This window comes from Pseudomonas sp. SIMBA_068 (assembly GCF_046534705.1).
Classification (GTDB): domain Bacteria; phylum Pseudomonadota; class Gammaproteobacteria; order Pseudomonadales; family Pseudomonadaceae; genus Aquipseudomonas; species Aquipseudomonas putida.
Genome location: NZ_JAWRYI010001463.1, coordinates 1 through 241, shown reverse-complemented (window position 1 = coordinate 241; position 241 = coordinate 1). Strand labels below are relative to the sequence as shown.

Annotated in this window: 1 protein-coding gene; it reads left to right on the top strand. The window is 58.9% G+C overall.

Translation table 11 applies throughout. The features are described 5' to 3' along the window. Positions 1–241: ACT domain-containing protein (locus SB756_RS34490; RefSeq protein WP_410913807.1), on the top strand; the 241-nt coding region annotated here is incomplete at both ends.

Sequence of the window (241 nt, the reverse complement as noted above, 5' to 3'; positions counted from 1 at the left end):
AGCCAAATTCTTCTCGGCGCTGGCGCGTGCCAATATTAATATCGTGGCGATTGCTCAGGGCTCCTCCGAGCGCTCAATCTCGGTGGTGGTGAACAATGATGAAGTGATCACCGGGGTTCGCGTGGTGCATCAGATGCTGTTCGCCACCGATCAGGTGATCGAAGTGTTTGTGGTCGGCGTCGGCGGCGTCGGTGGCGGTGCTCACCTCCTTGACTCGCGGGTTGTCCTTCTCACGCTCGCT